We start from the raw sequence: 23644 nt of genomic DNA, 5'->3' as shown, positions 1-23644 counted from the left end.
TTTAAGATTATAGTGAAGAAGGAACACCCTGGTTGACTGACCCGAACGCCCAGACATTGTTACGCGTACTGCATGGCGAAAAACTGGACATTCCGCCTTTGTGGTTGATGCGGCAGGCCGGACGCTACCTGCCGGAATATCGCGCTTTGCGTACTGAAAAGGGTGGATTTCTGGAGCTGGTCTACGACAGTCCAGCGGCAGCAGAAATCACATTGCAGCCGCTTCGCCGCTTCGGCTTTGACGGTTCGATCTTGTTTTCCGACATATTGATCGTCCCTTATGCGCTCGGGCAGGATTTGTGGTTCGAGGCGGGAGAGGGGCCAAGGCTTGCGCCGCCGCTGTGCGAAAATGACCTTGCCGGGCTGACTTTGCGCCGGGAAAAGCTTGCACCAATTTATGAAACTGTAAAGCTGGTGAAGGCGGAATTACCGCAACATACCACTTTTCTGGGTTTCGCTGGAAGCCCATGGACAGTGGCGACCTATATGGTCGCTGGCGCAGGCAGCAAGGATCATGGATTGGCTCGTCGTCTGGCTTACGGCAATCCTGTGCGTTTTGGCAAAATCATTCATGCGATCATTGATCTGACGGTTGAATATCTGGCCGGGCAAGTGGAATCGGGGGTCGAAGCTATTCAATTATTTGATAGTTGGTCGGGCAGTCTGTCCCCACTTGAATTCGATAAATGGGTAATTGAGCCAAATCGCGCCATTGTGGAGCAATTGCGGGTTCGCTGCCCGGGAATCCCGATCATTGGTTTTCCAAAGGGCGCCGGCGGAAAACTGGCTGCTTATGCGCAGGGAACAGGCGTGGATGCCATTGGTCTTGATGAAACCGTGGATCCGCATTGGGCAAACCAGGTTCTCCCAAAAGGACTTCCGGTACAGGGCAATCTGGATCCCCTCGCGTTGATTGCAGGTGGTGAGGCATTGAAAACTGCGACCGAAAATATTGTGTCGGCATTTGTGGATCGGCCGCATATCTTTAACCTGGGCCATGGGATATTGCCGGATACGCCGATCGAACATGTTGAAATGCTGATAAAATTAGTCCGCAAGGAGGACAAATGACAGGTTTTCTCGGCAACGCCTATCTCTGGGTTCTTGCAGGTCATATCATTTTCGTCATCTTTTTGATGGCGGGCCTTTTCATGATGCCGCGTTTTTTCATCTATCATCAGGAATGCGCGGTTGGTTCGGATGAAGAACAGAAATGGATTCGGCGCGAAGGGAGATTACGCAAGATCATCCTCAACCCGTCGTTGATCATCGTGTGGGTTTTCGGTTTGATGCTGGCTTTTCATACCAATGCCTGGGCCGAGGGCTGGTTTCATGCCAAATTATTCTTTGTGCTGGTTCTGTCGGGGTATCATGGCTGGGCGGTTGGTTATTCAAAGAAGCTCGCGGCAGGCTTGCGGCCCTTTAACGACAAGAAGCTGCGGATGTGGAATGAGGCCCCCGGGATATTGGCGGCGATCATTGTTGTTCTTGCCATCGTTCGGCCCTTCTGACGGACCTGTCCGTTCCAAATCCCGTTGACTAACGAAGAGTCCCGGCGTAACGCGGAACCATCGTTCTTTGCCGTTCGCGCATCAAGAATCCCTTCCCCAAAAGCGCGATCCGGCTCTTCTCACCATTCCAGATTTCCGGATTTACCACCCATGCACCTTAAAGAACTCAAGAGAAAAAGCCCGGCCGAACTCGTTTCCATGGCGGAAGAACTGGGTGTGGAAGGTGCTTCGACCCTGCGAAAGCAGGATCTGATGTTCGCGATCCTGAAGGCTGAGGCTGAAAATGGCGAGCAGATCATGGGTCTGGGCACAATTGAGGTGCTGACCGATGGCTTCGGTTTCTTGCGCAGTCCGGAAGCCAATTACCTTGCGGGTCCGGATGACATCTATGTCTCGCCTAATCAGGTGCGTAAATTCGGTCTGCGCACTGGTGATACGGTCGAAGGCGAAATCCGCGGCCCGAAAGACGGCGAACGCTATTTCGCACTGACAAAGCTTACAGCTGTCAATTTCGATGACCCGGAGGTCGTCCGCCATCGCGTCAATTTCGATAATCTGACACCGCTCTATCCCGATGAAAAACTGCGACTCGACACGTTAGATCCCACCGTCAAAGACAAGTCGGCTCGCGTCATCGACATTATTGCACCGCAAGGCAAAGGCCAACGCGCTCTGATCGTTGCTCCGCCGCGCACGGGTAAAACAGTGCTTCTCCAGAACATCGCCAAGGCGATCACAGACAATCATCCAGAGGTTTATCTGCTCGTTCTGCTGATTGACGAGCGGCCCGAGGAGGTGACCGACATGCAACGCAGCGTGAAGGGCGAGGTGATTAGTTCGACCTTCGATGAACCCGCTTCGCGTCACGTCCAGGTTGCTGAAATGGTGATTGAAAAAGCCAAGCGTCTGGTGGAACACAAGAAAGACGTCGTCATTCTGCTCGATTCCATCACCCGTCTTGGTCGCGCCTATAACACCGTGGTCCCCAGCTCCGGCAAGGTGTTAACTGGCGGTGTTGACGCCAATGCACTGCAACGCCCCAAGCGTTTCTTTGGCGCTGCCCGCAATATCGAGGAAGGGGGTTCGCTCTCCATCATCGCCACTGCACTGATCGACACCGGCAGTCGTATGGACGAGGTCATATTCGAAGAGTTCAAGGGCACCGGCAACAGCGAAATCGTGCTGGACCGTAAAGTATCCGACAAGCGTATCTTCCCCTCGCTTGATGTCGGCAAATCCGGCACGCGCAAGGAAGAATTGCTGGTTGAAAAGGACAAGCTTTCCAAAATGTGGGTTCTTCGCCGCATCCTTATGCAAATGGGCACCATCGACGCCATGGAATTCCTGCTGGACAAGATGAAAGACAGCAAGACCAATGAAGATTTCTTCGACAGCATGAACCAGTAAGGGCAGAGAGCGTTACCCAGTCATGATCGATTTCATTACAGCTGGTGCTGCCGCGGCAGCCTCTCTTGGGACGCCTGCCGAAATTTGGGCCAGCATAGTCCATGATTTCACCAATCTGGATAATCCATCAGCTCTGGCAGCTTTTGGTCAGGTTTTGTTGATCGACCTTATGCTGGCAGGGGACAATGCTATCATTGTCGGTGCGCTGGCCGCTGGTTTGCCAACCGATCAGCGGCGCAAGGTCATCCTGATCGGGATTGGCGCGGCACTGGCCCTGCGCATTGTCTTTGCATTGGCCGTAAGCGTGCTGATGGGCGTTGTGGGCCTGATCCTGGCAGGCGGCTTGTTGTTGCTGTGGGTAGCATGGAAAATGTGGCGCGAATTGCACGCGACAGGGCAAAGTGCGGGATCGCCTGAAATAAAAGGCGATGAGCATAGCGGCCTTCGTCCCGCGAAGAGCTTTGCCGCAGCCGCATGGGCAGTGGCATTGGCCGACGTTTCCATGTCTCTCGACAACGTTCTGGCTGTTGCAGGTGCAGCCCGCGAACATCCGGGCATCCTCATTATCGGACTGTTACTTTCGGTTGCGCTGATGGGACTCGCTGCGAACGTTATCGCCCAATATATCGAGCGTTACCGCTGGATCGCGTATGTTGGTCTGGTCATCATCCTTTATGTTGCAGCCAAGATGATCTACGATGGAATTGTCGATCATCAGGTCGGGATACTGACGCTTCTGGCGTGAACTATTTTCACCCATATGGTTATACGCTTCTTATCTCCGCAACAGGGCGAAAAAGCTTGGCAACCTAACGAACTGGTGATTTCAGCTGGCCAGGCGATAAGGCGTGGCCCACGCGTATCAGCCTAAATGCTCCGCAAAAAAATCTGCTGTTCGTTGATCGGCCAGCTTGGCGCCAGCATCATTGCGGCGCTTTCCTGTTTCAGCGGCGAAGCCGTGATCGAGGCCGGGATAATCATGCAGCACGACTTTGGGATGGCTGTTCAATCCGTCATGCACAATTTTTTGCGTTTCAGGTGGCACAAAATGATCGGCGGTCGGAACATGCAGCATGACAGGGTGTGCGATGGCATGCGATTCATGCAGCAAGTTATCGATACCCACGCCGTAATACCCTACGGACGCGCTGATGTCGGTACGGGTCGCCGTCATGAAGGCCAGGCGTCCGCCAAGGCAGTATCCGACACATCCCACCTTGGCTCCGTTGCCGAGAGTTTTGCGCGCTGCATGGATGACGGCTTCTATGTCACGGACACCAAGCCCCTGGTCAAATTCGCCCATTAGTTGCAGCGCTGTCTGGAATTCATCCGGGATGTCGGAGTCCAATTCAACGCCGGGCTTGATGCGCCAGAAAAGATCGGGCGCATAGGCAATATAGCCTGCTTTGGCCCATGCGTCGCACTTGCTTCGAATACCGGCATTCACCCCGAATATCTCCTGAATGACAATAATCGCCGCTTTGGGTTTGCCTTCGGGTTGGGCAACGTAGCAGCCAAAAACACTATCGCCTTCCAGGGTGGGGACGGAGATCATTTCGCTCATGCCAAATCCTTTTCTGATTTCTGAGTCGGAACCGCTACCGCACTATGTCACGTCACGGCGAGACTTCAAATATTTGCGCTATATTGAAAAACTGGCAATCTGCCCGATCATGCGGCATGAAGGAGACAGGTTGCTGCAATGCCGCCTTGATAACACCGGGAGCTAGAAGTCCATGAATGTCACCGTGAACGTGGATTGCACGCCAGAGGAAGCGCGCACCTTTTTGGGGCTGCCTGATGTGTCGCCCATCCATGAAAAATATATTCAGACTATGTTGGAAACGATGAACGGTTCAAACAGTGTAGAGCAGATGGAAAAACTGTTCAGCAACTTTTCGCCTATGATGGGCGATGCCGGAATGCGTCTGTTCCAGCAGATGATGAATCTTGGCATGGGCGGGGGCGGGAGCACCGACAAATCCGATAAATGAACCCGCACGCGCGATGTAAAAGCTGCCAGATATGACGGAGCGCGCCACCATTTTCGCTCTATCGAGCGGGATGCCGCCTGCCGCCATTGCCATAGTCAGAATAAGCGGCTCGCTGGCTGCCATGGCAGTGAAATCGATGGCCGGGAAATTGCCATTGCCGCGCAGGGCAAGTGTGCGGACACTGCGTCATCCGACTACCGGGGAGCATCTGGATCGCGCGTTGGTGCTGTGGTTTCCGGGACCTGATACCGCTACAGGAGAAGATCTAGCCGAACTGCATTTGCATGGTGGTCGGGCGGTAGTTCAGGCAGTGATTTCCGCGTTGGCGGGGCAGGACGGCATGCGAGAAGCTTTGCCCGGAGAATATACGCGTCGTGCTTTTGAAAATGGACGAATTGACTTAAGTGAGGCTGAAGGTCTTGCTGATCTGCTTTTTGCCGAAACCGAAGCGCAGCGCCGTAGCGCTATTGCAATGGCAGAGGGTTATTTTTCAAGGCGAGTCGCACAGTGGCAGACAGATATACTTGGGATTTCCGCCCTGGTTGAGGCCGAGCTGGATTTTTCGGATGAAGACGATGTGTCGGGGAGTGCCGAGGAAAAGGTTGCAGAGGCGCTTGGCAGGATAGTAGCGGAAATAGAAGGCGAACTGCTGCGTCCGACTGCGGAGCGTTTACGCGACGGTGTTCGCGTGGTGCTGGCTGGCCCCCCTAATGCTGGTAAATCGACTTTGCTCAACGCGTTGGTTGGGCGTGATGCAGCCATTGTGTCCCCCATTGCCGGGACGACCCGGGATCGGATCGAGGTGCCGGTCGCTATTGGAGGTTTCCCTTTTCTCGTCACGGATACTGCAGGCTTGCGGGATAAAAGCGGTGACGAGATCGAAGGCATTGGCATAGACCTTGCCCGTCGCGCCATGGTGGAAGGTGATATCGTTCTATGGCTGGGGCCGCCGGAATTATGTCCGCAAGATCTCGTAGACCGGTTGATCCGTATAGAGACGAAGTCTGACTTGCCTGGAGAGCGGGCGTATCCGGAATCTGACATCAGCTTGTCGGCCTTAACGGGCGAGGGGATGAGTGTGCTGCAAAAAATGCTTGTCGAACGTGCGCAAACATTGTTGCCTCGTGACGGGGAATACGCTCTGAACAAGCGTCAGCGCGTGGCGCTGACGCAGTTGAAGCATGAACTTGCGATGGGCATGAAAACGAGTGATTATTTGGCTGTTGCAGAACATCTGCGGGTGGCTCGGGCTGCACTCGACGCGGTAACGGGTCGGGCTAGTACAGAAGACATGCTGAATACGCTTTTTGGTTCTTTCTGCATCGGAAAGTGAGAGACGTTTCACGTGAAACAATTTTGACCCAAGGAATTAAATTAGGTATGAGCGCCGCTATGCGGACGATGTTTGACGTGATTGTGGTTGGCGGAGGCCATGCCGGTTGTGAAGCTGCCGCAGCTGCTGCGCGCAAGGGCGCGCGCACGGCGCTCGTCAGTTTCTCCCGGGAAACGATCGGTGCAATGTCCTGCAACCCGGCGATTGGCGGCTTAGGCAAGGGACATCTGGTCCGCGAGGTCGACGCGTTTGACGGCCTGATCGCGCGAGCAGCAGATTCCGCGGCCATCCACTATCGCATGCTCAACAGCAGCAAGGGGGCGGCAGTGCAGGGTCCGCGCATTCAGGCGGATCGCAAGCGCTACAAGGCTGCCATACATGAGCTGCTCGACGCGCAGCAGGGACTGGAGATCATCGAAGCCGAAGTTGTGGCGCTGGATATAAACAGTGGACGGGTGAGCGGCTTGCGCCTCGCCGATGGTTCTGTTCTGCCAGCGTCATCCATTGTGTTGGCGACAGGAACCTTTCTGAACGGCAAGCTTTTCCGCGGAGAGGATGTCGCTTCTGGAGGACGGACCGGCGAGCGTTCAGCCGTCACTCTGGGCCAACAGCTTCGGGATGCTGGCCTGCCCATTGGCCGATTGAAGACAGGTACGCCGCCCCGGATCGATGGCCGCACCATCAATTGGGCTGCATTGCCTCAACAGCCGTCCGATAGTGGCGAATGGACAATGTCGGCGCTGACTTCGCGGCGCCCTTTGCCCCAGATATTTTGCGCGATCACCCGAACTAATGAACGCACCCACGAGATCATCCGGACTGGCCTTGATCGCTCACCATTATTTAGCGGAGCGATAGAGGGGAGGGGGCCGCGCTATTGTCCTTCCATCGAGGACAAGATTTTTCGGTTCGGAGACCGCGATGGTCATCAGATCTTTCTGGAACCAGAGGGATTGGATAACCACCTCGTCTATCCCAACGGCATCAGCACATCATTACCAGTCGACATACAGGAAAGCATGATCCGCAGCATGGCCGGTCTGGAGGCCGCGGTGATCGTCGTTCCCGGCTATGCTGTCGAGTATGACCATATCGATCCGCGCGCACTCGACAGCAGTATGGCGGTGCGTGGCATTCCAGGTCTTTATTGCGCGGGCCAGATCAACGGTACGACGGGTTACGAGGAGGCCGCAGCGCAAGGGCTCGTCGCCGGTATCAATGCTGCGGCTTTTGCCCGAGGGGAAGACGCTCTTATCCCTGACCGGGTAAGCAGTTATATTGGAGTGATGATCGACGACCTGACTTTGCAGGGAGTGACCGAACCCTACCGTATGCTAACCGCCCGCGCAGAATACCGTTTACGCCTGCGTGCCGACAATGCGTGTACCCGGCTGACGGGGGTGGGTATCGCGCATGGCGTGGTTGGCCAGCAGCGACATGCATGGTTCAAGGACAGGACCGATGCGAGATCGGCGATTAAAGCGCTGCTGCATCGGGTGGTGACTGCTTCCGAAATGATGAAGCTCGGTTGCGCTGTGCGGCAGGATGGGTCGCGTCGATCGCTATTTGAATGGGCCCGCTTCCCGGAAGTTGGGCTGGCGCAACTTACGGAACATGTTCCAGAGATGGCAGACCTGCCCATCGATCTATGCAATGAAATCTTTGAAGACGCGCATTATGCGCCCTATCTGGAGCGGCAGGAAGCGGAGATCCGAACGTTACGCGCTAATGAGGCAGTCCACCTTCCTGCATCCCTTGATTATCGGACGGTCGCTGGCCTATCGATTGAAATGATAGAGCGCCTTGAAGCGGCGGCACCCGAAACGCTTGCATCGGCCGGACGCATCCGTGGGATCACGCCAGCCGCTCTTGCCGCCATCTTGATTCACGCGAGACGGAAGGCTGCGTGACTGAGGATGACGCGAAGCTCTGGTTGGACGATTCTGGTGTTTCACGTGAAACAATGGATCGGCTGACGGCCTATGTTGAGCTTCTTCTGGAGGGGATGCAGCAGCAAAATTTGATCGCTGCGTCGACCCGTGATCATGTCTGGGCGCGCCACATTGTCGATAGCGCTCAGCTCCTGCGCCACGCCCCGGATAATGATGGCGGCACATGGCTTGATCTTGGATCGGGCGCAGGTCTGCCAGCTATTGTCATAGGCATTTTGAGTGACTGGTGCGTTGAAATGGTCGAGTCCCGTAAAGGGCGCATTGCATTTTTGAACCATGTTATTGTGGAGCTCGGATTGACGCGGGTAACGGTGCATGGTTTGCGTCTGGAGTCGCTTGAGGTTACGGCCCCGGTCTCGGTCATCAGCGCTCGTGCTTTCGCACCGTTGGACAGATTGTTTGAAAAAGCGGTCAGATTCTCGAGTGACCGAACGATTTGGCTTTTGCCAAAGGGCAAAAATTGCCAGAATGAATTGCAACAGGTGCGACCCGCGTGGCAGGGGCTGTTTCACGTGGAACCGAGTATCACTGATCCGGAAAGCGCTATATTGCTGGGCCGGTCAGTCCGGAAAAGGGGCAGAAAATGATACGCTTGGCAGTTGCAAACCAGAAGGGCGGTGTGGGCAAAACCACCACTGCTATCAATCTGGCCACCGCGCTCGCCGCGACCGGATGGAAAACCTTGCTTGTCGACCTCGATCCGCAAGGTAATGCGTCAACTGGGCTGGGCGTCGGCCAGGCTGAACGCGATTGGTCAAGCTATCATTTGCTCACCGGAGAGTGCGGTCTGGCTGAAGCGGTTATCGCAACGCGGGTTCCCAATCTCGATATCATCCCATCGACGCAGGATTTGTCGGGGGCGGAGATCGAACTGATTGACTATGAAGAACGCACGCATCGACTCGATCACGGTCTTGCCCAGGCACCTGAAGGGCGCTGGGATATTTGTCTGATCGATTGCCCGCCTTCGCTTGGGCTATTGACCGTAAACGCGATGGTCGCGGCACAATCGTTGCTGGTCCCGCTACAATGCGAGTTTTTTGCGCTGGAAGGGCTTAGTCAGCTACTGCAAACTGTTGAGCGAATTCGCGGTCGTTTCAATCCAAATCTTTCCATATTGGGAGTTGCTCTGACCATGTATGATCGGCGCAACCGTTTGACGGAACAGGTGTCCGACGATGTGCGGGCGTGCCTTGGCAATGTGGTGTTCGATACCGTCATTCCCCGAAATGTGCGTCTGTCGGAAGCCCCGAGTCATGGCTTACCGGCGCTTATATATGATTATCGCTGTTCCGGGTCGGAGGCTTATATGCAATTGGCGCGGGAGCTGATCGGGCGGCTCCCGCCTATGCGGGATATAGCCGCATGAGCGACGCGGACAAGACAGGCGAAAAGGTTGCAAAGCCGCTTCGCCGGGTATCGGGTCTTGGCCGGGGCCTCAATTCGCTGCTGGGTGACGTGGCGCGTGAAGAGCCTGTTGGAACACCGTCAGGTTCCTCAGGAAAATCGATACAAAGTATTGATATATCTATGATTTCTCCACATCCCGAGCAGCCGCGTCGACATTTTGATGCCGATGCGATGGCTGAACTGGCTGACAGTATTTCGCGGCGCGGCGTTATTCAGCCCATCATCGTTCGGCCGCTGGATAGAGGGTATCAAATTGTCGCCGGCGAACGTCGCTGGCGTGCAGCGCAACGGGCGCAATTGCATCGCATTCCTGCCATCGTGCGGGATTTCAGCGATACCGAAACGCTGGAAATCGCGCTCATTGAAAATATTCAGCGCGAAGATCTCAATCCCATTGAAGAGGCGGAGGCCTATCGGAAACTGATAGCTGAATTCGGTCATAGTCAGGACGCGCTGGGACGCCTTGTCGGCAAATCGCGCAGCCATGTGGCCAATCTTATGCGGTTGCTCGATCTGCCATCCCAGGTGCAGTATATGGTGACGCGCGGTGAGCTGAATATGGGGCACGCCCGCGCCTTGATTGGCGCTCCCGATTGCGAAGCCCTGGCCAGGATCGTGGTGGAAAAGGGTCTGTCGGTTCGAGAAACAGAAAAACTGGCAAAGCAGGCGAAGCCAGTGCGCAACAACAAGGTTTCCCAAAAGCCGCCGCGCAGGGATGATGCCGATTTGACCGCGCTTGAACAACATCTCTCTGACCTGTTGGGTCTACATGTCCAGATTCATCACAAGGGCAGTGGTGGAACGCTGACGCTGGGTTATTCCAATCTGGATCAGCTCGATATGGTTTGCCTCCGTTTGAGTGGAGAGGGCATCTGACTGCCCTTCATTTCCGTTTTGCTCAATCCATCGATTGCAGCCCACCCGTAAGCGTTTAATTGCCGCAATATCTTTGCTTGTATTGCCGTCATGCCGCCCAGCGCAACGACAGGTCGCCGTGCCTGTCGCGCAAGAAAGGCGAATTCTACCCGCCCTAATTCCGTCGCCTGCGGGTGTGATCGTGTAGGGAAAAGAGGAGACAAGAACAGGAGGTGCGCGCCCGAACGTTCCGCTTGGCAGATTTCGATCAGGTCATGGACGGGAGCCGTTCGAATCAAATGGCGATGTTGGGATTTGTGCAGGGTTCGCCCGTGAAAACCATCGGCTTTCCATGCAAGTGCCAGACGTTCCGACCCCGCGATAACCAGAATAAGCTTTCGGCGCCGCGTGATGCTCTGCACTTGAAGGAATAATGATCGTCTTGCGGATTGTGACAAGCCATAGTGCCGGAAAATGACTCCTGCGCCGCGGGGCAGGCGCTTGACTGCTGCCAATAGCGCTTCATCGTTGATGCGTTCATCACTCATCAGCCAGAGACGGGGCAGATGCACTTTCGTGACATTTCGGGACTGGTGGCATAGCATTGCTCTGCCTATAGCAGCCGTTATGACTGGTGAAAGCAACGATAATGAAGCAGCGCAGCGCCTGGCTCGTGTTTGCGATCGGATAGATCGGGCGGCTTGCAACGCAGGCCGTAAAAGCGAAGACGTCGTTCTTATCGCCGTTTCCAAGACGCAGGGCACCGACGATATTGTACCGCTGATTCATGCGGGTCAGCGTGTATTTGGGGAAAACCGAATACAGGAAGCGCACGCAAAATGGCCTGCTCTGCGGGAGGTTTATCAAGACATCAGCTTGCATATGGTCGGCCAACTGCAATCGAACAAAGCCGAAGAGGCGGTCGCCTTATTTGACTTCATCCATTCGCTCGATCGCCCGTCACTGCTCATGGCAGTCGCCCGGGCCATGGATAAGCTCGGTCGCCATCCGCCCTGTTTCATTCAGGTGAATATTGGGGATGAGTCACAAAAAGGTGGGTGTGCTATCGACGCTTTGCCAGCTTTAATCGCTGCTGCACAGGGCGCTGGAATCCCCTTAGCGGGCCTGATGTGCGTACCTCCTGCCAACGTCGAAGCTGCGCCCTATTTCGCGCTTCTGGCGAAAATCGCGCGCGACCATGACCTTACCGGACTGAGTATGGGGATGTCGGGTGATTACGAAACTGCTGTGATGCTGGGCGCGACCCATATTCGCGTGGGTACGGCCCTGTTCGGCGCGCGCAAATAGCGCATTCCTATTTCCTTTCGCCCGCGAACCAGCGTTCAACATCTGCTTTGATTCGTGTGCGCGTAGCGATGCTTTCCCGGATGCGGGCAATCGCCTGATCGATCGGCTTGCGTGATTCCGGCGTTAGATGGGCGGTCGCATAGGCGTCGAGCTTGTCGAGCATGGCTTTGTCCTTTGATCCACCGGCCAGCCGCGCCACATAGCGGGAGCGCGAGGAGGTATCGACCAGCTTTTCCACCTCCGGCAGATGGGCAAGCGCGAAATCGACCGCCATGTCGGGATAACGGCTGCTGACACGTGAAATGAGCGCGGCGCTGTTGGTTGCGCCCGGCTCATCGGTCAGGGCCAGATCAAGCGCCTTCTGCGCGAGCGCCTTATCATAGGCGGCTCCCAACAGGCTGAAAAGGCTGCTCTTTTCCAGCTGCGACGGAGCAGCGTTGGCCATGGCGCGCAGCTTGTTCCAGGTGGCCTGGTCGGCATGCCGGGCGGTGACATTGAGCCAGGTTGTGCGTAGCGGTCCATCCAACGCCGACCGATCATGATCGAGCTGTGCGAAACGCTCGTTCGCAGTCTCCAGCACCATGGAATTTCCCATCGCGCCCAAGTTAATGAGCAGATTACTGCGCAGGATCGCGTTTTCGCTGCTTTCGCCTGCGGCCGGGGCAAACCCTAAGCGGCGCAATGCCGGTTCAAGCCTCGTGGTCGCAAAGGCCGCGATTTTCGTTTGCAAGGGAGGATCGCCGTCAAAGGTCGAATAGAGTCCATAAAGATAGTCCGATACAGCATTCAACAACTTGGGCTGTGCGTCGCCGGGCACCGCGTCGAGCAAATCAAGCGCTTTGGATATTGGCTGCCTGTCGGCATAGGCCATCGCAAAATTATCGCCCAGCAGGCCGAGTTGGTCGATCGGTTCCAGCGCCGTGAAATTGCCCTTGAGAGCAGAAAGCGTCGTTTCATCGTACAGCACGCGATAATAGCCGCTTTGCCCCGCATTCACGATCAGTGGACCGCAGCCAGCCAGTGTCATATTTCCTGAACCATCGGCGATGATTGCGCGGCTTTCTGTCTGGCCGGCAATGCGGGCGATGACGGGAACGTGCCACATGAGTGGTGTCTTGTTCTTGCGGTCGCGGGTGAACTCCCCTTGCGAGAGTGACAGTTTGGTCATGCCGTTCTCGCAAGCCGCTTTCTTCACCTCGATAAGTGGAATGCCTGGCTGAAGCGTGAAATCATGCGCGATCTGCGTCACGCCCTTGGCGCCAGCCTTTTCTACAGCGGTCCAGAGGTCATCGGTCACGGTATTATGATAGGCGTAATCCTTCATATATTGCCGAATGCCGCTCCGCCATACGTCCTCACCGGCAAATCCCTCCAACATGGTAATGACGGCCTCGCCTTTCTGATAGGTGATGGCGTCGAAGGCCTGACTGGTTTGTTCCACCGTCTGGATCTTCTGGATAACGGGGTGGGTGGTAACAAAAGCATCGAGCGACCTGGCGGCCTCTTTGCTGTCGACCTTATCCAGTTCAACATGCCATTCCGGGTTGAAATGGGCTGTCGTTTTGCTCTCCATCCAGCTTGCGAATCCTTCATTCAGCCAGAGATCGTCCCACCAGGCCATGGTCACGAGATCGCCAAACCATTGGTGCGCCATCTCATGTGCCAGAACGACGTAGATGCGTTGCTTATCGGCTTCAGTCGTGATCTTTGGATCATCGAGCAGCACACGTTCAAACGAAAAGATCGCCCCCCAATTTTCCATGGCGCTGAAGAATTGGCTCTGGCCTGGGCCTGCCACATTATCGAGTTTGGGCAGCGGAAAATCGATGCCGAAATAGTCATTATAAAAAGGAAGAATTTCCGCTGCCGCCTTCAATGCATATTGCGCCTTGTCGGCGTTGCCTTTGCCCGTCACGATGCCAACTTCGGTCTTGCCCGCCATCATGGCCGTGCGTTCCAACTCACCGACACCGAAGAAGAGTAGATAGGACGACATTTTCGGGGTGGTGGCGAAGGTCACTGCCACCCTGCTATTCCCCACCTTTTGACGGGATTTGATCGGCATGTTGCTTATGGCGAGTTGATCGGCAGGCACGATCGCCGTCAGGTCGAATGTTGCTTTATATAATGGTTCGTCCCAACTGGGCACGAATCTCCGCGCATCGGGGGCTTCGAATTGGGTGAAGAGGGCTCGTTTCTTTTCGCCGCCAATTTCATAATCGAGTGCGAACAGCCCGGCGGCCTGGGTGTATATCTTGCCGGAATAAGCGATGTTCAGCCGGTACTTTCCAGGCGCTAGGCTTCTGGGAAAGGTGAATGTCGCCGTCTGCGCATCGGGGTTGATGCTGACCTTGGGCGTGATCGCCTTGCCCCCGATGGCGCTTATGTCAGCGCTCGAAATGTCCAGATCCGCCGCATTCAGTGTCAGACTGGAGGATGGCTCCAGAAGGTCCAGGTCAATCGCCACCCTGCCGGTGAAGCTGAGTTTCGCAGCATCAGGCGTGACGGAAAGGGCATAATGAGTTGGACGGGCATTGACGGGAAGCTGGGTGGGCACATCGCCAACATGCGCTCCAGGAGGAACGGTATCCTGCGCAAGGAGGGCGGGCGTTGCTGTAGCAAGAGCGAGAGGTGCCGTCGCAGACAGGCAGGCATACCGGAAAAAGGGTGAAAACATGGGCAAATCTCCGGGGGAATGACATTGATATACCACGATTATTCGAGTCGCGGATGATGCATGTCAATCCCGCATTTAAGAAATGCGGTATGTCGTTGCGTCCCGGCCGGCGCATATGTGTATGACTACTGGCTTTGCAAACGCTTAATCCATCAGCGAAAGCATCTTGCTGATCGGGACAAAGGCAAATGCGACTGAGCTGTCGGCTACGCCATATGGCATGAAGATATGCTTTCCATGCTTCATGGCGCCACATGTATAGACGACATTGGGCACATAACCCTCACGATCCTCATCAGCAGCTGTCAGAACAGGTTCGCGTGTGCGGGCGAGGACTTTCGAGGGGTCGGTTTTATCCAGCAATATGGCACCGATAGAATATTTGCGCATCGCGCCGACACCGTGTGTCAGCAATAGCCAGCCCTCGTCCAGCTCGATAGGCGAACCGCAATTGCCGATCTGTACCAATTCCCAAGGATAGACGGGCTCCAACAGTTTCTCGCCATCGTCCCAATGGCCGAGGCTATCCGATTTCAATAGAAAGAGATTCTGTCCATCCTGTCTGCCAATCATCATATATTGGCCATCTATGGTGCGGGGAAACAGAGCCATTCCTTTATTGCGCGCCGCCGACCCGGTCAGTGGAACAAGATCGAAACTGCGGAAATCGCAGGTGCGCAGCAATTCAGATTGAATCTCGCGTCCGCTATATGCGGTATAGGTGCCCATCCATTCGATCGAGCCATCGTCGTGTGTGAATTGAACCAGACGCAGATCCTCCAGGCCGTTTGCCTGCGCCGGGGTGATCGGAAAAATGACCGTCCCAGACAGAGTGGCGTCTCGGTGGCGAAATACGGTGACGGGACCTTCAAGCTGGATATCCTCGCTCCGATGCGCGTCTGTAGCCGTTGCAAAGGGCGGTTCGGGCGCAAGACTGAAATCGCCGTCTTCGGTGATGATGCCTTCCCGGAAAGCGACTGAACTGATATGGCCTTCACCCACTGCGCGCAGTGACATGATAACGCGCCGTGACCCGTCGGAGATGCCGCTTTGGTCATGATGGGGCACCACGCTGGGGTTCATCAATGCGGCGGCGGCATAGCTGTATTCATGGCAGAAATAGGCCCCGATGAGCTGTCTTTTGTCATCGCTTATGTTGCTGCTGTCCAGATCGAGTTGCGCTTCGATTTCCTCGTAGCGGGTCATGAAAACACGACGGGTTTGCCAATGGCGCTTCTCGAAATCTTTGAACACCGCTGCAAGTTGAGCGCGCGCGATATGCTCATCCATTTTCAGCACCGCATCGACAAGCCGTTCCGAACGGCTGGCAATGGGCCCTTTCGCCTGCCAAGCCAAGTGAAAGGGTCGCACCACGACGCGCGACGGATCGGCATAGAGGCGAAGACGATGGTTATGGACACTCAGCACGGCGCACCCCCGACGTTTGAACATCGTGCCACAACTTTGTTTTCAGGCCGCGGCACTCGAACTATGTGGCACGTCCACGCTGCTTTGGGAAAGCCGCAAAATTGCACAAGACGCCAATTGCAGTGCGAGGATCGATTCTGCGCCCTGGTTACGATTAACCCCCGTTGGCATCAGCCCGTCAAAACAACCGCCGTCCTCTCTGCTGTTAAGGGGAAGGTCCAGGTCGTTGCGTCCTAGAAACCAGTAGTACGCCTTTTCCGCCTCATGGCGCCAGCGGCGGTTGCCGGTGACCATGAATGCGGCTGCGCAGGCGTCTATTGTAGCATGGGCCTCCAGCGGCTGTTGATCGAACGGAAGGGGCGGGAGATATTCGCGACCGAAACTGTCTGTGCCGATGGCGCGGAAATGCCCTTCCGGCGCGGTCTGCTGTTCGACGATCCATTCCAGTGTCGCAAGGCCGCAATCCATAAAGTCTGCCCGACCCAGTGATTTCCCGGCACGTAGTAAGGTTTCGGATAATCGCGCATTGTCATAAGCAAGTACCGCTTCGAACCAGGCCCAATCGGGACGCCGTGAAACGTGCAGTAGCGAAAGAAGCTGTTCACCAAATTGTTCAAGCAGGCGTTTTGAAAGGCCATGGCCGGGATGTGCATCCTGCATTGCCGCCGCGCCCAGCATCGCAAAAGCTTGCGCCCGCGGCGAGCCCAGTTCGTGCGAATGCCCTGCCACCTGATCGAAAAGGGTTGCCGCCCAATCGCAATGCTTGCCAGCGCTCGCATCGCGCGCGGTAACTCCGATGGACCATATCGCCCGGCCAAAGCTGTCCTCCGAGCCCTCCTCTTCGACCCAGCTCCTGTCAAAGCGCATGAAATTCCGGAATCGCCCGCGCTCCGGGTTCCAGGCGTGCTGGATAAAGGATGCATAGATACTGGTCAGCGCATCGCGCTCACCTTCGCTCATGCCTGGCATCTGACTCATGAGAATCAGTGCTCGGGCGTTGTCATCCAGACAATAACCATGTTCTCGATTGGGGACTGAATAGATACTGTGTTGTAACATCCCTGTGGCATCTGTCATGCGGATGACCGCCGCCAGATCGGGCTCCAAATATTCGAGCCGCGGTGCGGCAGGAATGCGCACGGGTCGTGTCATTTCCACTTCGCCTAGCAAAGCCGCCGCCGTTTCCGCCATCTTCGACCAGATCATGGTCCGTCCGCGGGCATAGGCTCGCTCGGCCAATGCGGCCCGCGCAGGATTATCGGCCAGTAGTGCATTGACTGCGTTGGCCATGGCCTCACTGTCACCGAAACCCACTAGAACGCCGTGGCTATCGGCCAATATCTCCGTAGCATGGATATAGGGGGTTGATACGACCGGTTTGCCCAGCGCGATTGAATATGACAGCGTTCCCGACGTGATCTGCGCGGGGTTATTGTAGGGCGTTACATAGATATCGGCTGCTTGCAGATAATCCAGTAACGCATCATGGTCGACGTAGGTGTCGATGAAACGAACATGATCCATCAGGCCAAGGTCGTGCACCAGGGCGTGAAGGAATTTACGCAGCGTCTCGCCTTCCTGTCGGATGATGTTCGGATGGGTAGCACCCAAAACAACATAGAGGGCGTCGGGATGTTCAGCCACAATCGAGGGCATAGCCCGGATCATGTGATCGATACCTTTGTCGGGCGCAATCAGGCCAAATGTCAGCAATATTTTGCGTTCCGCGAAGCCGAAAAGCGCCTTGACGCTGTCTGGATCGACATAGGTCCGGTCAGGTACGCCATGGGGAATGACTTTTATCATCCGGTCCGGAACACCATGCACCCGGGTCAGAATTTCCCGCCCCATGTCGGACATGACGATAAGGCGTGCGGAGCGCCGGATGACTGCTTCGAGTACGCGACGTTCGTCGGGATTCGGCCGCTCCAATATCGTATGCAGCGTGGTGAGCATCGGAATGTCCGTGCGACGCAGCAGGTTCAGCAGCATTTCACCCGCAGGGCCACCGAAGATTCCATATTCGTGTTGAAGCCAGATCGCGCTCGTTCCGCTGGCTTCGATTGCGCGCGCCGCAGCAAGGTAACTGGCCGGATCATGTTGAGCAACGGTCGTAACCCCGGAAGGATATACAAGGCCGTCATGCCCCTCATCCATTGCGTACAAGTCGATCCGCATATCGGGAAAGCGCGCTCGCATCGCTTCGACCGTGTCTGTGGTAAAGGTTGCAATGCCGCATCGGCGCGGCACGCTGTTGCCGATTACGGCAATATGTCCCGGAAGTTTTATCTGGGCTTTTTGTCCTGAGGCTTCATTGTTCATGCCAACCCCTTTTGCGTGCGCACGGTAAAACCTCTTGCTCTAATCCAGACCCTTTCAAACGACTCAAGATGCGAAGCGTTGCGCTTTTTGTGCGGCGCAGCAAGATAAAACTTCGAGCGGTGGCAAAATCGCGGTTGGTTGTGGTGAACGGATTACGCGATGATAAAATATCATACTTCGAAATCAGCCCCTGCCACGATAACCGGGCACATCCTGTAGTGGTAGCCACATGCCTGCTGGGGGCTCTGCCGATTGCCAGAAGACATCGATGGGAATGCCGCCGCGGGGATACCAGTACCCGCCGATGCGCAGCCAGACTGGCCGCATTTCGGAAAACAGCCGCTCTCCTATGCCAACGGTGCAATCCTCGTGAAAGGCGGCATGATTGCGAAATGAGCCTAAAAACAGTTTCAGCGATTTCGATTCGACAATGGTTTCCCCCGGCGCATAGTCAATAACCAGATGGGCGAAATCGGGTTGGCCGGTGACAGGGCAAAGCGACGTGAATTCAGGCGCTGTAAAACGAACCAGATACGGCCTGCCCGGACGTGGATTGGGAACATAGTCCAATACCGCCGCTTGCGGGGAGTCTGGAAGCACGCTGTTCTGGCCGAGATATTTTGGGTTCATCCAAGGATTCTTTGTGCAAGGGGTCAAGCGGGGCGTACTATAAGCGCAGGACCCATATTTGAACAGGCGGCCACAAGAATAGTGGAGATTTTACTAATCGCTTGCATTCTGGCGATGTTTCGGAGAAAAAGTTGAAAGCCCGGTAGAGGCTGCCTTTTTCTCCCCAGGTCCAATCTGGAAACCGCTTTTGCCAGGGAGAGTTTTGATGGACATGCTTGTTTCGACCGAATGGCTTGCCAATGAACTGGGGGCGTCGGATCTGCGCGTCGTGGATGCCACGCAATATATGCCGGATGATCCGCGCACGGCGCTGGCTGAATATGAGGCAGGCCATATTCCAGGCGCTGTCTTCATGGATCTGGCTAATCTGGTCGATAGCAATAGTCCTGTCGATAATACGCTCCCGCCGCCGGAAAAGTTTGCAAGTCGCATGCAATCGCTTGGGCTTGGCGATGGTAGCCGCATCGTCCTTTATGACGAGAGCCCGATCAAAAGCGCAGCGCGTGCATGGTTCATGCTGACCATGTTTGGTGCCTATGATGTGGCAATTCTGGATGGCGGGCTTGCCAAATGGAAGGCGGAGGGGCGTCCCCTGACGCAGGGCAAGGAGGCATTGCGCCACCGTCATTTTACGGTCTGGAAAGATGACAAGGCCGTCCGAACGAAAACTGACGTGGCTGCCAATATTGCCAACGCCGCCGAGGAAGTCGTCGATGCCCGTTCCGCCGCCCGCTTTACCGGCATGGAACGCGACCCGCGGCCCGGCATGGCGCCGGGGCACATTCCCGGTTCGAAGAACTTGCCTTACGGTGAGTTATTCAATGCGGATGGCACGTACAAGACGGGTGCGGCGCTGAAGGCGGTCTTCGATGCGGCTGGCGTTGACATGACAAAGCCCATGGTTACCACATGTGGATCGGGAATGACTGCATCGGTCATTGCCTTTGGCGCCCGCTTGCTGGGCAAAAAGGATATTGCCCTGTATGATGGAAGCTGGGCAGAATGGGGCGCCGATCCTGCCACCGAAAAAGCGACCGGAGCAGCGTGCGTAGTCTAGGTAAAGACAAAAAGAAGCGAGGCGAGACCGGCGATGCGACCCGGCTGGTGGAAGCGGGACGGCGACCGGAATGGACGAAGGACCCTTCGGGCACAGGCGCAATCGTAAATCCGCCGGTATGGCGCGCATCCACCATATTATATGACAGCGTCGCGGACATGCGGGCGCGGGTGCATGACACCCATGAAAGACTGTTTTATGGGCGGCGGGGAACGCCGACGACCTGGTCTTTGGCTGACGCACTGACGGAATTGGAACCCGGCGCGGAAGGGACGATGCTCTATCCCTCCGGTGTCGCTGCCATCGCTTGCGCACTGCTGGCGGTATTGTCGCCGGGCGATGAGTTGCTGATGGTCGACAGTGCCTATGATCCGACCCGCGCCTTTTGCGACAACATTCTGCGGCCGATGGGCATTGCCACTGTCTATTATGATCCATTGATGGGCGACGCGATTGCCGGACTGGTCACAGAGCGGACCCGCGCCATTTTCATGGAAAGCCCCGGCAGCCTGACGTTCGAGGTCCAGGACGTACCCGCTATCGTTGCAGTGGCAAAGGCGCGGGGGCTTGTTACCCTGATCGACAATACTTGGGCAACGCCGCTCTATTTCCGGGCAATGGGCCATGGCGTCGATATATCCATCCTCGCCTGCACCAAATATATAGCGGGACATAGTGATCTGATGTTGGGATCGGTTACGGCCGTTCCCGCCCTGTGGCAGAAAATTCGCAAGACAGCCTATGCATTCGGCCAGACGGCAAGTCCCGATGATTGTTACCTTGCCAGCCGGGGGTTGCGCACCTTGTCGGTACGCCTTGCCCAGCATCAGGCGGGGGGGCTTGCAGTTGCCCGGTGGTTGCAGGACCAGCGGGAGGTTGCGCGCGTGCTGCACCCCGCTCTTCCCGATAGTCCGGGACATGCTATATGGAAGCGCGATTTTACGGGGGCAAGCGGGCTTTTTTCCATCGTCCTGAATGGCGGTGACGATGCGGCTCGGGTGGCGATGATCGATGGGCTCCAGCATTTCGGAATTGGCTATAGCTGGGGCGGCTATGAAAGTCTGGCCGTGCCATCGGATCCCCAAAATTATCGCGCAGCGACGCAGTGGCAGGCGGAAGGTCCGCTCGTACGACTGCATATCGGGCTGGAAGACCCCGCAGATCTGATCGCTGATCTTGCGGCTGGGCTGGAACGTTTCCGGGAATGCCGCTGATGTCACTCAGGCCCCTCTTCGCCGGCTGGGGCATAGACCTGCCGACAGGATGGGACGCGATTGAAGTAGGCACAAGTGCGGGTATCGCTCTCCTTATACTCCTTCTTTCCTGGTTTCTGGCGCGCTGGGCTCGTCCGCGCTTGTATCAGCTGTGGCTGGACAAGGCGGGAACGCATGGGGAGGGCCTGGGTAATCGGATAGGGCCCATCCTTCGTTATGGCTGTGCCTCCTTTTTCCTGGCGCTCACCGCGAACATATGGCCGTGGGGAAATCACGCGGCGCTGCTATTGGGGATCATACTGGCGATAACGACGGCAATGCTGGTGCTTCATGTATTGCGCGGTTTGCACATGCCAGGCTGGGTCAGCATCCCTGTTACGCTGATCGTGGCGATCGCCATCATTTCAAACAAGGTCGGCGGCTTCTTCCCGCTGACTGATGCACTTGAACGTATTGGTTTTGATGCAGGCACACGCCGTTTTTCGCTGCTCAGTCTGCTGACTTTGACGGTGACGGCGGTGGCGCTGTTCGCGGGCGTGCGATTGGCCAACCGAATCATCGAACACGGTATTTCGCGGATGAAGGACCTGGACGCCACGCAAAAGCTGTTGGGGCAGAAGCTGGCGGGAATCACGATCATTGTTATCGCGTTCTTTGTCGGCATCGACATTGCGGGTATTGATCTTACGGCCTTTGCTGTTTTTTCAGGCGCATTCGGGCTGGCGGTTGGTTTTGGTCTGCAAAAAACCTTTGGCAATCTGATTGCCGGGATCATCCTGCTCATGGATCGGTCGATCAAGCCGGGCGATGTCATCGTCGTGGGCGATAGCATCGGCATGGTCAACAAGATCGGCGTACGCGCAGTCTCCATCATAACACGTGATGGCAAGGAACATTTGATTCCAAACGAAAACCTGATGACGCAGGAAGTGGAGAACTGGTCCTATTCCGACCGCAATGTGCGTGTGCGTATTCCAGTCGGCGTTTCTTATAGCAGCGACATCAAGCTGGCGCAGAAACTGATGTTGCAAGCAGCATCCGATTCCCCCCGCGTGTTGCGTTCACCCAAGCCCAACGTCTGGTTGAGCGGTTTTGGTGATAGCAGCGTCGATCACGAGGTTCTGGTTTGGATCAGCGATCCCGAAAGCGGGATTGGGGGAATTACATCGGATGTGCTCACCCGCTTGTGGGGGCTGTTTCAGGAACACGGGGTCGAAATCCCCTTCCCGCAACGCGACATCCATGTTCGCAGCATGCCCGATAATATCGTGATAGAACGCAGGACCGATATGCAGGACAAGCCAGCATGACGCAGCAGCATTTATAGTCGATCTGAAAAATATCAGATCTGAACTATAGCTGAATATGCAATGCAACAAAATCAAGGCAAATTGACTGAAACAGCTCTTTCTGAACGACTTGTTCATCGCTGATTCATGTTAATAATATCTCGCCTTTTCATGATGTTGTATCTTCGCAACAACCTCGGCAATATTCGTTCTCTGTTACATTTTTAGTGTTGTGCATCGCAGCGTCCGGGTGCAGCTACGCCGCGTCCGGTCGCCATGCCAGATGGGATGACATGGCGGCCGGCCGGCCTGTCGCCCGTAATGGGTGGACTGCACCAAAGTGAAAAGGATTATATATGCGTAAGACCCTTATCGGCCTTGGCAGCCTTGCCATCGCCCTTGCCGCCGCAACGCCTGCTTTCGCGCAAGGCGACAGCAGCGATGGCATCATCATCACCGGTGGCGCTAGCGTCGTTTCCGACTATCGTTTCCGCGGTGTGTCGCAGACCGGTGAAGATGCCGCAATTCAGGGCACGATCGGCGTTGCTCATAGCAGCGGCCTTTATGCCGGCGCATGGGGTTCCAGCGTCGATCTGACCGCCAGTGACGGCGCTCGCCTCAATACCGAGCTCGACTTCTATGCCGGGTACAGCAGAGAAGTCTCGCCGGGCATCACCGCCGATGTTGGTCTGCTCTATTATTTCTATCCCAAGACAGGCAGCAGCAATGCCGCAACTGATTATTTCGAACCCTATGCATCGCTTTCCGGTGATCTGGGTCCGGTCAATGCGAAAGTCGGCCTGGCCTACGCATGGGGCGGACAGAATGCTTTGGGCAATGATGACAACATCTATGCCTATACCGATCTGAAGACGGCGATCCCCAGCACGCCCTTCACGTTGAAGGGCCATGTCGGCTATACCGACGGCAGCCTTGCTTCGACCTCCGGTGCGATCAGCGGAAACTATTGGGACTGGTCGGTCGGCGCGGAAGCCAGCTACAAGATGCTGACTTTCGGTGTTTCCTATGTCGACACCGACGTCAGGAATGCTCCGTTCAGTGTAAGTCCGGGAGCGAATGCTATCGGTTCCGATAGCGGCCTTGTCTTCTCGGTGGGCGCAAGCTTCTGATTTTGTAAGAAATCATGAAAAAAAGGCTCGCGGCGCGAATGCGCGTCGCGGGCCTTTATGGGATGGCCCGCCCCTTTTCCCCGGCATCGGTTATGATGTTGGTGCTTAAGAAGGAAAGGAGCGGACCG

General features: G+C 55.9%; 21 protein-coding genes. 15 read left to right on the top strand and 6 right to left on the bottom strand.

Annotation, left to right across the window (positions count from 1 at the left end):
* Window positions 1-32: 32 nt before the first annotated feature.
* The 4 genes from hemE (at window position 33) to L3X40_RS04925 (ending at window position 3662) form a co-directional block, all read left to right on the top strand.
* On the top strand, window positions 33-1070 hold the full coding sequence (gene hemE, locus L3X40_RS04940) for a uroporphyrinogen decarboxylase (RefSeq protein WP_237364648.1): 1038 nt from the start codon (window positions 33-35) through the stop codon (window positions 1068-1070).
* Window positions 1067-1510: a CopD family protein gene (locus L3X40_RS04935; protein WP_237364647.1), complete on the top strand. Its 444-nt coding sequence runs from the start codon at window positions 1067-1069 to the stop codon at window positions 1508-1510. The genes hemE and L3X40_RS04935 overlap by 4 nt, the downstream gene beginning before the upstream one ends.
* A 150-nt stretch (window positions 1511-1660) precedes the next feature.
* Window positions 1661-2917, top strand: a complete 1257-nt coding sequence (rho, locus tag L3X40_RS04930) for a transcription termination factor Rho (protein ID WP_237364646.1) — start codon at window positions 1661-1663, stop codon at window positions 2915-2917.
* Between the two features lie 22 nt (window positions 2918-2939).
* Window positions 2940-3662, top strand: coding sequence for a YjbE family putative metal transport protein (locus L3X40_RS04925; RefSeq protein ID WP_237364645.1), 723 nt, complete (start codon window positions 2940-2942; stop codon window positions 3660-3662).
* Between the two features lie 117 nt (window positions 3663-3779).
* Here L3X40_RS04925 and L3X40_RS04920 read toward each other — a convergent pair whose 3' ends face one another.
* Window positions 3780-4481 carry a dienelactone hydrolase family protein gene (locus tag L3X40_RS04920; protein WP_237364644.1) on the bottom strand — a complete coding sequence of 234 codons (702 nt, stop codon included), beginning with the start codon at window positions 4479-4481 and terminating at the stop codon, window positions 3780-3782.
* Between the two features lie 172 nt (window positions 4482-4653).
* On the opposite strand from L3X40_RS04920, the gene L3X40_RS04915 reads away from it, so the two are divergent.
* Genes L3X40_RS04915 through L3X40_RS04890 form a run of 6 tightly spaced genes read left to right on the top strand, consistent with a single transcriptional unit; the run spans window position 4654 to window position 10482 of the window.
* Window positions 4654-4911: a DUF6489 family protein gene (locus tag L3X40_RS04915; RefSeq protein WP_237364643.1), complete on the top strand. Its 258-nt coding sequence runs from the start codon at window positions 4654-4656 to the stop codon at window positions 4909-4911.
* 31 nt (window positions 4912-4942) lie between these two features.
* A complete protein-coding gene (gene mnmE, locus L3X40_RS04910; RefSeq protein ID WP_237364642.1) occupies window positions 4943-6244 on the top strand; it encodes a tRNA uridine-5-carboxymethylaminomethyl(34) synthesis GTPase MnmE in 1302 nt (433 codons plus the stop codon).
* Window positions 6245-6303: 59 nt separating this feature from the next.
* Window positions 6304-8154, top strand: coding sequence for a tRNA uridine-5-carboxymethylaminomethyl(34) synthesis enzyme MnmG (gene mnmG / locus L3X40_RS04905; RefSeq protein WP_237364723.1), 1851 nt, complete (start codon window positions 6304-6306; stop codon window positions 8152-8154).
* Window positions 8151-8783 carry a 16S rRNA (guanine(527)-N(7))-methyltransferase RsmG gene (gene rsmG / locus L3X40_RS04900; protein WP_237364641.1) on the top strand — a complete coding sequence of 211 codons (633 nt, stop codon included), beginning with the start codon at window positions 8151-8153 and terminating at the stop codon, window positions 8781-8783. The genes mnmG and rsmG overlap by 4 nt, the downstream gene beginning before the upstream one ends.
* Window positions 8780-9565 (top strand): ParA family protein, encoded by a 786-nt coding sequence (locus L3X40_RS04895; RefSeq protein ID WP_237364640.1) that lies wholly within the window; start codon window positions 8780-8782, stop codon window positions 9563-9565. The genes rsmG and L3X40_RS04895 overlap by 4 nt, the downstream gene beginning before the upstream one ends.
* Window positions 9562-10482 (top strand): ParB/RepB/Spo0J family partition protein, encoded by a 921-nt coding sequence (locus tag L3X40_RS04890; RefSeq protein ID WP_237364639.1) that lies wholly within the window; start codon window positions 9562-9564, stop codon window positions 10480-10482. Before L3X40_RS04895 ends, L3X40_RS04890 begins: the two co-directional genes overlap by 4 nt.
* On the opposite strand, the gene L3X40_RS04885 is transcribed toward L3X40_RS04890, so the two are convergent.
* Window positions 10437-11009 carry a thiamine phosphate synthase gene (locus L3X40_RS04885; RefSeq protein ID WP_338331129.1) on the bottom strand — a complete coding sequence of 191 codons (573 nt, stop codon included), beginning with the start codon at window positions 11007-11009 and terminating at the stop codon, window positions 10437-10439. The two genes, L3X40_RS04890 and L3X40_RS04885, sit on opposite strands and share 46 nt — an antisense overlap.
* A gap of 79 nt (window positions 11010-11088) precedes the next feature.
* On the opposite strand from L3X40_RS04885, the gene L3X40_RS04880 reads away from it, so the two are divergent.
* Window positions 11089-11769 (top strand): YggS family pyridoxal phosphate-dependent enzyme, encoded by a 681-nt coding sequence (locus tag L3X40_RS04880; protein ID WP_237364637.1) that lies wholly within the window; start codon window positions 11089-11091, stop codon window positions 11767-11769.
* A gap of 7 nt (window positions 11770-11776) precedes the next feature.
* On the opposite strand, the gene L3X40_RS04875 is transcribed toward L3X40_RS04880, so the two are convergent.
* The 4 genes from L3X40_RS04875 to queF form a co-directional block, all read right to left on the bottom strand.
* A complete protein-coding gene (locus L3X40_RS04875) occupies window positions 11777-14446 on the bottom strand; it encodes a M1 family metallopeptidase (protein WP_237364636.1) in 2670 nt (889 codons plus the stop codon).
* A gap of 144 nt (window positions 14447-14590) precedes the next feature.
* Window positions 14591-15898, bottom strand: a complete 1308-nt coding sequence (locus L3X40_RS04870; RefSeq protein WP_445177154.1) for a glycoside hydrolase family 130 protein — start codon at window positions 15896-15898, stop codon at window positions 14591-14593.
* An 18-nt stretch (window positions 15899-15916) separates the two neighbouring features.
* Entirely contained in the window at window positions 15917-18196 is a 2280-nt protein-coding gene (locus tag L3X40_RS04865; RefSeq protein WP_237364634.1) for a glycosyltransferase family 4 protein, read from the bottom strand.
* Window positions 18197-18379: 183 nt separating this feature from the next.
* Window positions 18380-18826, bottom strand: a complete 447-nt coding sequence (gene queF, locus L3X40_RS04860) for a preQ(1) synthase (protein WP_237364633.1) — start codon at window positions 18824-18826, stop codon at window positions 18380-18382.
* A 205-nt stretch (window positions 18827-19031) separates the two neighbouring features.
* Here queF and sseA point away from each other — a divergent pair, with 205 nt between their 5' ends.
* From sseA to L3X40_RS04840, 4 genes are all read left to right on the top strand, one after another.
* The gene (sseA, locus tag L3X40_RS04855; protein WP_237364632.1) at window positions 19032-19883 is read left to right on the top strand and encodes a 3-mercaptopyruvate sulfurtransferase; all 852 of its coding nucleotides are present in this window, start codon (window positions 19032-19034) and stop codon (window positions 19881-19883) included.
* On the top strand, window positions 19829-21097 hold the full coding sequence (gene metC, locus L3X40_RS04850; RefSeq protein WP_237364631.1) for a cystathionine beta-lyase: 1269 nt from the start codon (window positions 19829-19831) through the stop codon (window positions 21095-21097). The genes sseA and metC overlap by 55 nt, the downstream gene beginning before the upstream one ends.
* Window positions 21097-22407: a mechanosensitive ion channel family protein gene (locus L3X40_RS04845; RefSeq protein WP_237364630.1), complete on the top strand. Its 1311-nt coding sequence runs from the start codon at window positions 21097-21099 to the stop codon at window positions 22405-22407. Before metC ends, L3X40_RS04845 begins: the two co-directional genes overlap by 1 nt.
* Before the next feature lie 335 nt (window positions 22408-22742).
* Window positions 22743-23516 carry a TorF family putative porin gene (locus tag L3X40_RS04840; protein WP_237364629.1) on the top strand — a complete coding sequence of 258 codons (774 nt, stop codon included), beginning with the start codon at window positions 22743-22745 and terminating at the stop codon, window positions 23514-23516.
* Window positions 23517-23644 lie beyond the last annotated feature (128 nt).

It is taken from the genome of Rhizorhapis sp. SPR117 (assembly GCF_021742065.1).
Note: the sequence above shows the minus strand (reverse complement) of the source record. Positions and strands in the feature narration are given on the sequence as shown.